Raw genomic sequence first — 9,257 nt, 5'->3', positions numbered from 1 at the left:
GAGAGTTGAGCAAAGCTTTTCGCGGAGTGGTTTCGTGGAATATCTACAGTGGAAATTTATTAGTTCAACTTATATAGCGCTTACTGAACTAAATAAGTTCGTCCACCTCGCAGAGAACAATGAAAGGATCTAGTCACTTCATCACTCACAAACTTCAACGAAATCTTTTAGCCGCCACGCACACATGGACTGGCCAAGGTCGGGAGAGGATTAGCGCAAACCACGCGCATTCCTGCTGCAGCGGTTGATTCGTGATAGAACCATCAACAATCAGCCAATATTTACAACATTTTTTGCCAACCTACTCATGTTCTTTCGCCAAAATAAAAAAACGGTCGTCAAGGTTTGACGACCGTTTTTTAGTATTTCTCAACGTTCAAGCTCTGTTCAATATTTCTTCTTTTGGTTGTAGATGTTCGCTCTCCCTTCGTGACCTCTTGCTCTTATCCTTCGCTCTTTTCTATTGTCGGTCGCTTATGGTATGCCTGGAAAAACGCATCGGTTACGGCAGCGTTTGCTTCTTTACACAGCGTTCGATAAATTTCCTCGTTCCAAACCTCCTGGCCGCTGTAAAATGAAAAACGAGCTTTCCGCGCGAATTACTGCTTAATTCAAAGCTCTGCTTCGCAATACGCAGCACATGCTTCTATAAGCGCCGCCAGCTCCTCCCAGGTTCTGTTCCGGTGTACAACCCGTCACCCGCGGTCCACCATAGCCATAAAGCGGGACGATTATAGAAATAGCGCTCAGCCCCGAGCAGAATGGGAATCTCACGCTTGATAAACATATGCCGGACGTGGCCAAGCCGATGATTAAACTCAAATACCTGACACACGCCCTTTTCAATTTCTTCATTGAGCTTTCCATAACGCTTATCGAAATACAAATCCTCCATCATCTTTTCTTTCTCGTTGTAAGTTTCGAATGGTTAACCCCCAATGCCTAGTGGCGCTTCTGCCATCGCATGCACTCCTTTCCAAATAAAACCTTTCATTAGCACCTACCCTAAAAGTCCAGATTAAAGTTAGGTTAAACAAGCACAAAAAATAAAAAGGCGTTCTATATAGCCAAAATTGTCCAAAAAGGAGACAGCTTTCTTTGCGAAAATGAAATAATCCAATTAATATAAGAAATGTAGAACTAATTAAGAGAAACTAACGATCAAGGGGGATGAAGACCCCCCTGATCGTTAGTTGATCCAATCGGACTTTTACAGTCAGTGGATCTCCAGCTTGAAAAAGTGGGAGCTTGACTTCCCGTTAAAGCGGGATAAAGAAGAGGGGAATAACAATGAAGCTCTATAAATGGCTCGGCAAAGAAAACGAAATCGATGCGCTGCAACAAGACGGCTGGTTCGTCTTAACCAGTAACGGCGATGTGGCAGCCGTCAAAGAACAAGAGTCTTTACCTAGTGAAAAAATCGAAGCCTACGAAATCCTCGACCAGCAAGGCAGGCTCGAAGACGGGGCATTCGCAGTCTTCAACAACATCCCAGTCACCGAAGAAGGCCGCGAACTATTTGAGTCGCGCTTCCAAAACCGCGCCGGCCTCGTCGAAAAAGAACCCGGCTTCGCAGCGATCCGCATCCTGCGCCCGCTCGAATCCGACACCTACATCATCCTGACGATGTGGCGGGACGAAACCGCCTTCACCAACTGGCAATCATCCCAAGCCTATTCACACGCACATAAAAAACGCGGTACATCCGAAGGCATCGACAAGCGCCCGAACATCTTTCCGCGCCCATCGTTCGTGACAACTTATTCCAAATAAAAAAACCTCCAGTTGGAGGCTTTTTTATTTGTTGTTATTAAGTGAGCAGCGAATAGCGTTTGGTATTTCATCATGAACTAGTCACCTTCCGCTTCGGCTAGCCCGTGTGCGCGGTGCGGCTTGGAGATTGCATTGTAGTTTGCGGGTGATGATTGAACCCGTTGATTCGATTCATCGGCTGGGTAGGTGTGCTTATTTGGATTAGAAAGTGGAGAAATTGACTGCTCATATTTTGAGATGAAGAGCTACTGGACTTCGCACCCATGAAAAGTGGATGCTCCTGGTTCTAGAAATTTTGAGATAGCAACGAAACATATCACCATTGTAAAACTAGAGATGGAGTGGAAAGCGTCCGCTTGAAGCGTAATCTCTCCACTCATACATTCACACGCCTTGAAAAAATTTTTAAAAAAACAAAAAAAACCGCAGCAACCAGCTGCGGCTTACATCACTTTTTCGCCTGCCGAATAACGCGCAAGCACCATATCTTCTCCGTCTTCCGACACAACTTCGAGCACATGGTTGATCTCCCGGATCGTCCCGTACAACTCCTCTATCGTTTGGCACACGATATTGAACCGCCCGAGCATCTGCGAATACGACCCCGTCACTGTGATCTCATCGCCCACTTCGCGCGTCGGTACCCAGGAAATGACCGACGGCAGCGACAAAATCTCATCCAGCCCGCGGATTTCGCGGATTGCCCCCGGCCCGAGCAGCACCGATAAATTGCACGACGGATAACGCATAAAGCCGTCATCAAAATTGCTCAAATCATACTTCGCAATATCTTCCCCGACCGCAAAATCGATCATCATCTCCAGCAGATTGACATCTGTTTGGCGCTCGACGATTTGGTAATGCTGCTCGCTGCTCAGACGGTAGCCCATCTCGTAAATATAAAACTCTCCCTCGTCATACAGCGACTGGATCAACACTAGCCCGTTTTGAAGCCCCATGCCGCGCAGCATGCTGCGCATGTTTTCATCGTGCTTGGTGATGAATTCAGCGAGGTGGCTCGACGGGTAGATGGTCGCTACCGGAAGCGGCGGGCTTTGATGGCCTTGGTTATGGACAAAGCGGTCCGTGACGGCCGATAAAACCACTTCCCCGTCCTGCAGCGTGTAATACATTTCCACGCCATGGTTGCTGTCGATAAAGCGTTCGACGAGTACACCGCCGTTGCGCGAAAAGCGCTTCGCTTTAGCTACCGCATCGTATAGCTCCGCCTCGTTTTGGCATACCGTGATACCTTTGCTGGCGTAGCTGTCGACCGGTTTGACGATGACCGGGTAGCGCACCGGCACACCGTCGCCTCTTTTATATTCTTCAATAACCGGCACATGGAAACTGCGGCAAAAGGCTTTAAACCGCTCTTTATTGGACGTGATTTCAAGGTGTTCCCGCGTGGCGTAAAACGTCAAGCCGAGGCGCTCCGTCAAAGCTTGTGCGTTCCACGTGTTGATGTCATCGAACGCTGTCAGGACGCCGTCGATTTTTTCCTCGCGCGCGATTTTTTCCAGCGCATCGATATCGGCTGTACTCGCGTGATAGGCTTTGTCAGCGATTTTTTTGGCCGGTGACTCCTCGTCATTGTCCGTGACGATTGTATAGAGCCCCATGCGTTTGGCCGTTTGCACGACGTCGATCATATGCGTGATACCGCCAAGAATGAGCAGTTTTTTCTGTTTTTCCATGGAAAACACCTCCTTTTGTCTATTCGGGTACTATTAACTAGAAAATGATGGGAAATCGAAACAACCAATCCAGTTATTGCATGGTTTATAAAACAAATTTACCAACAGGGGTATTATGTTGTCAATCTGGCTTGCTCGAAAATTAAACTTAAAGCCCTAAAGTGAGGATAGAAAGATTGCTATTCGATTTAGGGAGGCAGTTAGGCCCTGGCAGTACGTACGAAAACAGTGGTTCCGGCATCGAAAACCTTAGACACTTCCCCTTTATATCGAGACTAAAAAAGCGCTGGACCCGATTAAGGTCCAGCGCTTTTTTAGCCCGTTTTAACAGGCCGTAGGACTCCACCTTTTTCAAGTGGGAGCACGGCCGTAAAACTCCGATTGGATCAACTAACAATCAGTGGGGGTGACGCCCTCTGATTGTTAGTTTCTCTTTAGGATATGTTCACTTTGGCGGGCTGGAAACGAACCATGATTATGTCCGTTCCGTCCTCTGAGCAGATGTCCAAGGTGCCATAAATCCGTTCAATCTTTTCCAGTATCGCTTGTTGGCTTTCTGCGACTAAATTGAAGCGCCCGAACATTTCGAAATAGAAGCCTGTCCTCTCAATCGTTTCGCCTTCCAAGCGATTCGTGACGCAGGAAATTACTTACGGCATCGGAGCGTGGTCGAATTTTTCGATAGAATGGGAACCGATGTCTTCTTCGACCGAGAAATCGAGCATCATTTCCAGCAAATGGACACCGGTCTGCTTTTGGATAATATAGTAAGATTGTTCGCCACTGAAGCGGAAGCCCATTTCGTAGACATAAATCTTGCTTCCGTCATACATCGTCTAGATGAACACCAGAGCTTTTCCGACACCCATGACGATATGGCCATCTCCGGCAGTATATAATGCCTGCACGCCGATGTCTGAGTCAACAAAGCGCTCGAGCATAATCTTGCCCGACTTCGATTCCGACACAGCCTTTTCGCCCCCTTTGTGAGTTCCTCTTCCTCCTAGCACACCGCAATGCCCTTGCTCGTATAGCTATCGACTGGTTTGACAATGACCGGAAACTCAACAGCCCGAAGCGTTGCACCTTGAAGTGGATTGCATTCGTATTCTTCGATGACCGGGACACCGAATGTCCGGCAATAATCTTTAAAGCGGTCTTTATGGGAAGTGATTTCGAGTTGTGCGGGCGTGGCATAAAACGGCAAGTTCAAGGTTTTGCATAGCGCCACCGCGTTCCATGTATTGATATCATCGAATGCGGTGAACACCCCGTCAATCTGTTCCTGCCGGCCGATTTCGGCAAGCTTGTGGATATCCGCCGTACTGACATCATACGATTGGTCCGCTATTTTTTTCGCTGGCGAGCCGATCATATTGTCGGTGACGATCGTATACAAGCCGATGCGTTTGGCCGTTTCCACCACGTCGACCATATGGAACGTGCCGCCTAAAATCAAAATCTTCTTTTTCCCCATTAAGACCCCTCCATTTCTCAACATACAGCGCCATATAGCACATAAAGCAATACAAAATAACTACTTAAATACTTTTACGTAATACAAAAATACCAATAAAAAACAGAAACGTCAATAAAAATCTGAAAATTCAGGTATAAAAACCCTTTTAACTTAATGGTATTGTATGCGAAACCATCCAGCTCTTGTCTTGGCGATTATAATAAGCGGTGATTTTATAACCGACACCAGCCGGTGCGAGCACCCCTTCCTGCCCCGGTTTATTATTGACCTTAACGCTATCACAGACGAGTCGTACTTCCTGGCCGCCGCTATGCTCGACGAAAATCTCCAGTTCCTCGCTGAATTTATGCATCGGCGCGGGCGGCAATTTTACCGTTTCTACTTCAGCCGTACCGTTTTTCTTGTTGACCGTTATCCGCGGCTCGTCTTTCATATCAAGCGGCGAGCGGCTTCCCCCTGGTCCCGGCACGTATTGATGAAGGCGCCCCATGTAGAGGATACTCGTTGTATTGTATTGATAGTCTTCACTGTACAAAGACGTAATCGATGCAATCCCACTTGCAACGCCATCTGCCGGAGCTGCAAGGAGCGGTTCAATGATGCTCAGGCCTGCAGCATAATCGAGTAAGACGTTGGCGTAGCCGTTACTTTCGAAGTAGCTGTGGTTGATGCTCCCGGAATAGGCGGGTGTTATATTGATTGCCCCGCTCCCGATATGGATGCCGGCGATGCCGTTCGAATCGAAATTGCCACCTTGGATGTGGTGGCCGTAAAGACCCCGCACCATCAGCCCAGTCGCGGCATTGCCGACAAAATGACAATCGTAAATGCCATAAACGTTATTGTCACTGCCGCGGTCCGTCTGCAAGCCACAGCCAAGGTGGATTTTGTAAGACGTCCCAGGAAAAATTTTTTCTTTTAAAGGCGGCGACACTGTAATGCTGCCCGTGCCGACTTCATCGATATGGTAGACCGACCCTTCCCCGGAGCCCACTTTAAAATAAGCACCGACGTGGACGTCACGCGCTTCAGGATTCAGATTTAAAAAAGAAATGTTTGTGCCCTGTCCAGTCGCACCATTTCCTTCGATGACCGTCCCGTTTTGCGAAAACTGGCACAAACGGTCGAACACGCATAAATTATTATTGCCATCGCCGAGAATCTGCAAACCGTGCACAGAACCCCATGTGAACGCAGCACCCGAAAACAATTTATCGCGGATATCGCTCGCGAGCATACACACTTTCGCCAGTTGGACATAGCCGTTTTCCGGATCCGACCCTATAAACTGGATTCCTTTCACCGATCCGCTGCCTCCGCGCATGCGCACGAGGTAATCCATTGGTTCAGACGGAGCGATGCGCGTCGTTTCCGAACTATGGCCGATCCACGACACCGCAGCCTTCCCCCATTCCGGCACTTCTACGGGGCCGCTGATGCGGTACAGGCCTGGCGGGAAAAACAAATTGCCGCCCTTATTCGTGCCATACGCCGCATCAATCGCTTTTTGCAGCGCTTTCCGGTCATCCGCTTTGCCGTCGCCGATCGCGCCGTAGGATTTCACGTTGAACAATTGGTCCGCCGTCTTTTTCGGGCTCCACATTTCCCGGACGATGTCTTCTTTATTGCGCGGAAGCAGTTCTGTTTCTCTCGGTTTTTTCCAAAATGCCATGATCGGCCGCCCCTTTATGTTTAGTCTGTCATATGCCAATTTTACTGCCGGAACGTTAAGGCTAGGTTAAACAAAAAAGTTCCCGGCAGTCTACTCGAGACTACCGGGAACTTCCCATATTAACTTGCTATCCGAGCGGTGGCGCATGCCCTTTCATCAATTCCATTTGTTCGATGAGTGCCCCCACTTGCAGCACCTTCTCTTCCTCAAATACCGGCCCCATGATCTGCAAACCGATCGGCAAGCCATCTTTGACGCCGCACGGAATGGTCAATGCCGGCAGCCCCGTCAAATTCCCAGGACCGGTAAAGCGGATCACTTCATCAAGGAAGCTCAATTCCTGGCCGTTGACATCGACCGTCTGCGAACCGATCGGCGGCGACAGAAACGGAAGCGTCGGAGTGATGAGCACGTCGACTTGTTCGAACGCCGCGGCAAATTCCACATCGAGTTTCCGGCGGATCTGTTGGGACTGGACGTAATCGACGCCGCTCATCAACTCGCCGACTTCGAGCAGAAAGCGCACGTCTTCCCCGAATTTCTCGGGCGACTTCAACAAATTCGCGTGATGCACCGCACTCGCTTCGGTCGTAATGGTGACAAGCTCTGCAAACTCCGCTTGCTTCAGTGAAGGAATGCTGACGGGCTTGATCGTCGCCCCGTCCCGTTCGAGCTGCTGAAGAACATGCCTCACTTGTTCATCAACGCGGCTGTCGACATTGTGGAAGAAATAGTTTTCTTCGATGCCGATGACCAGGTTTTTCGTTTCGCTGTCCAGTAGACCTGAAAAGTTCTTTGACGGCCGGTCGATGGAAGTCGGATCTTTCGGGTCATAGCCGCTCAATAGCTCAAGCATTAGCGCTGCATCGTACACCGTTTTCGTCATCGGCCCGATATGGTCGAGCGACCAGGCAAGCGGGAAGCAGCCATATTTGGAAATGCGCCCGTGTGTTGGCTTGAGCCCGATAATGCCGCAGCTCGATGCCGGTATGCGCACCGAACCGCCGGTGTCTGTCCCGAGCGAGGCGATCGACATATGGGAAGCGACCGCAGCAGCCGATCCACCGCTCGAACCGCCGGGAATCTTCGTCAAATCCCACGGGTTTTTGCACGGCCCGAAATGTGGGTTGGTCGTCGTCGCGCCCCACGCATATTCATGCATATTGAGTTTTCCGGTAAACGTCACGCCGGCCATCTTCAGTTTCGACACGACCGTCGCATCAAAACCCGCCACAAAATCACTGTGGATTTTAGAACCCATCGTCGCTTTTTCGTCTTTAAAATAGAGAATATCTTTCAGCGCCATCGGGATGCCGTGGAGCGCGCCGCGGTAATTGCCGCTTTGGATATCCTGCTCGGCTTGAGTTGCCGCGGCCATTGCCTGTTCTTTTTGCACCGTAATATACGCATTGATTTCCCCGTCATACATATCGACATTGGACAATACTTGTTCAGTCAGTTCGACCGGCGACAATTGCTTCGACTGAAGCAGCGGCGCCAGTTCACCAATCGATTTCGCAGCGAGTTCATTGTTCATTTCTGCTCACCCCCAGGCACGTGCGTCAGCGCCATATCCAAATCCTTTAACTCTTCCTGGTTGACCGTTTTCCGCAGTTCCTCAAACCCTGCCATTTGCCCCTTGAGCATTTCTTGATGATGCTCCGGAACCTCAATGCCTTTCCTCTCCAAAACTTCGTGAATGTCGAATGCCACATAAATCCCCCATTCCTGAATTTTTTCTGAGGTGCACCTCCTGCTGATTACCGACAGTTTAACATTCATCACGCATATTTAACAGATTTTTCTGATATTATAAGGTATTTAAAAAACCGGCAGATTGAGAAAACTGCCAGTCTATCCAATTAGAAGTTTATTCGAATTTACTCTCTTAAAATATGGAGCAAAATAACGAAGAAAACCGGACTGCTTTACAATGCTGTGCATTGCATCGAAAAAGAGACTGTTCCAGTTCCAAGCTGTCGAGAAACTCCAGAAAGTTGTGTTTTCCGAAGCTTACCGTGGGCTCTCGTCCAAGCCTCCTCAGTCGCTACGCTTCTTGCGGGGTCTCGGCCGTCTCGCTAGTCCACAGGAGTCGAGCGGACGCTTCTCCAAACACTGGAACAGCTCACATATTTTTTGATGAGGTGAAAGTGTCCATTCTTATAACTAATTGAAGGTCATCAACTTATTCAACATGCTGGTTCCCACTGCGCTTTGCACTCTGCATTGCAAAGGCTTCCCCTCGCCCGTAGGAAACGAATCGGCTGAGATTGAGTCTGAGAAAAGCGTCTTGTTGGATTGGAATGAAAAAAACTGCCGAGTTTCTCGACAGCCTTACAGAACGCTATTCCTAGGAATAGCGTTCTGTCATATTTGCTTAGATCCTCAAGCCCTTTGAATCATCTTGGGCAATCGGCAACTGCTTAGCTGAATAACCCGTGCCGGTTCAGCGCGCACCCATTCCGCCGTCTATTCTGTACTGGCTTCCGGTGATGAATTTGGAATCATCACTGGCCAAAAACAACACCAGCTTGGAAACTTCCTCCATATTGCCATAGCGGCCCAGCGGAATACGGGACGAAATATTGTTTTTTACGGCAGAAGGGTTGTCGACATTCAGTGTTTTTTCAATCGT

At 49.0% G+C, this 9,257-nt stretch carries 10 protein-coding genes; 1 reads left to right on the top strand and 9 read right to left on the bottom strand.

The genetic code is table 11. From position 1 onward, the window contains the following. Positions 1 to 646 precede the first annotated feature (646 nt). Entirely contained in the window at positions 647 to 898 is a 252-nt protein-coding gene (locus J7E21_RS01825) for a hypothetical protein (protein WP_215104213.1), read from the bottom strand. A gap of 392 nt (positions 899 to 1,290) precedes the next feature. On the opposite strand from J7E21_RS01825, the gene J7E21_RS01820 reads away from it, so the two are divergent. Beyond that, positions 1,291 to 1,773, top strand: coding sequence for an antibiotic biosynthesis monooxygenase family protein (locus J7E21_RS01820; RefSeq protein ID WP_215104212.1), 483 nt, complete (start codon positions 1,291 to 1,293; stop codon positions 1,771 to 1,773). Positions 1,774 to 2,216: 443 nt separating this feature from the next. Here the strand turns inward: J7E21_RS01820 and J7E21_RS01815 are convergent, their stop codons facing one another. From J7E21_RS01815 to J7E21_RS01785, 8 genes are all read right to left on the bottom strand, one after another. Next, on the bottom strand, positions 2,217 to 3,470 hold the full coding sequence (locus tag J7E21_RS01815; RefSeq protein ID WP_215104211.1) for an ATP-binding protein: 1,254 nt from the start codon (positions 3,468 to 3,470) through the stop codon (positions 2,217 to 2,219). 650 nt (positions 3,471 to 4,120) lie between these two features. Continuing rightward, positions 4,121 to 4,303: a hypothetical protein gene (locus tag J7E21_RS01810; RefSeq protein ID WP_215104210.1), complete on the bottom strand. Its 183-nt coding sequence runs from the start codon at positions 4,301 to 4,303 to the stop codon at positions 4,121 to 4,123. A gap of 3 nt (positions 4,304 to 4,306) precedes the next feature. Further along, positions 4,307 to 4,438 carry a hypothetical protein gene (locus J7E21_RS16405; RefSeq protein ID WP_285228722.1) on the bottom strand — a complete coding sequence of 44 codons (132 nt, stop codon included), beginning with the start codon at positions 4,436 to 4,438 and terminating at the stop codon, positions 4,307 to 4,309. 35 nt (positions 4,439 to 4,473) lie between these two features. Next, positions 4,474 to 4,947: an ATP-grasp domain-containing protein gene (locus J7E21_RS01805; protein WP_215104209.1), complete on the bottom strand. Its 474-nt coding sequence runs from the start codon at positions 4,945 to 4,947 to the stop codon at positions 4,474 to 4,476. 148 nt (positions 4,948 to 5,095) lie between these two features. Next, a complete protein-coding gene (locus J7E21_RS01800; protein ID WP_215104208.1) occupies positions 5,096 to 6,622 on the bottom strand; it encodes a glycoside hydrolase family 55 protein in 1,527 nt (508 codons plus the stop codon). Between the two features lie 127 nt (positions 6,623 to 6,749). Continuing rightward, positions 6,750 to 8,159, bottom strand: a complete 1,410-nt coding sequence (locus J7E21_RS01795; RefSeq protein WP_215104207.1) for an amidase — start codon at positions 8,157 to 8,159, stop codon at positions 6,750 to 6,752. Next, positions 8,156 to 8,335 (bottom strand): hypothetical protein, encoded by a 180-nt coding sequence (locus tag J7E21_RS01790; RefSeq protein WP_215104206.1) that lies wholly within the window; start codon positions 8,333 to 8,335, stop codon positions 8,156 to 8,158. Before J7E21_RS01790 ends, J7E21_RS01795 begins: the two co-directional genes overlap by 4 nt. 733 nt (positions 8,336 to 9,068) lie before the next feature. Continuing rightward, the coding region (locus tag J7E21_RS01785) for an SDR family oxidoreductase (protein WP_215104205.1) at positions 9,069 to 9,257 on the bottom strand (189 nt) is incomplete at its 5' end.

Origin of the sequence: Planococcus sp. ISL-109 (assembly GCF_018613655.1) — a bacterium.
Classification (GTDB): domain Bacteria; phylum Bacillota; class Bacilli; order Bacillales_A; family Planococcaceae; genus Planococcus.
The sequence above is the reverse complement of the archived record's forward strand: the minus strand, read 5'-3'. Positions and strand labels throughout refer to the sequence as shown.

Coding starts and splice junctions, on each gene's coding strand:
- J7E21_RS01825 (WP_215104213.1), bottom strand. CDS start 898: ATGATGGAGGATTTGTATTTCGATAAGCGTTATGGAAAGCTCAATGAA.
- J7E21_RS01820 (WP_215104212.1), top strand. CDS start 1,291: ATGAAGCTCTATAAATGGCTCGGCAAAGAAAACGAAATCGATGCGCTG.
- J7E21_RS01815 (WP_215104211.1), bottom strand. CDS start 3,470: ATGGAAAAACAGAAAAAACTGCTCATTCTTGGCGGTATCACGCATATG.
- J7E21_RS01810 (WP_215104210.1), bottom strand. CDS start 4,303: ATGTATGACGGAAGCAAGATTTATGTCTACGAAATGGGCTTCCGCTTC.
- J7E21_RS01805 (WP_215104209.1), bottom strand. CDS start 4,947: ATGGGGAAAAAGAAGATTTTGATTTTAGGCGGCACGTTCCATATGGTC.
- J7E21_RS01800 (WP_215104208.1), bottom strand. CDS start 6,622: ATGGCATTTTGGAAAAAACCGAGAGAAACAGAACTGCTTCCGCGCAAT.
- J7E21_RS01795 (WP_215104207.1), bottom strand. CDS start 8,159: ATGAACAATGAACTCGCTGCGAAATCGATTGGTGAACTGGCGCCGCTG.